Below are 239 nucleotides of genomic sequence, written 5' to 3'. Positions count from 1 at the left end.
CGAACATCGGTCGCCTTCACCGACCAGGTGACGATCTCGATCTCGGGCCCGTCGGGGCCTCCGATGGCGCGGCCGAAGAAGCGCTGGGAGTTCGTCTCGAACAGTTCCTTGGGCTTCGCCACCGCATCGTCGCCGGACGGCTCGTCCGCCAGCGGCACGGGGATTTCCCAGCCCCGGCCGGCATAGCGCATGGAAGCCGTGGTCTCGCACACGATCCTGCCGCTGGCGCCGCTGCGGGC

1 pseudogene is annotated in these 239 nt (G+C 69.9%); it reads right to left on the bottom strand.

The annotated features are described in order from the left end of the window. Window positions 1–239: pseudogene (locus tag KVT37_RS32775) on the bottom strand (hydantoinase/oxoprolinase family protein); the annotation flags it as partial.

The organism is Mesorhizobium sp. GbtcB19, assembly GCF_019091085.1.
Taxonomy (GTDB): Bacteria; Pseudomonadota; Alphaproteobacteria; order Rhizobiales; family Rhizobiaceae; genus Mesorhizobium.
The sequence above is the reverse complement of the archived record's forward strand: the minus strand, read 5'-3'. Positions and strand labels throughout refer to the sequence as shown.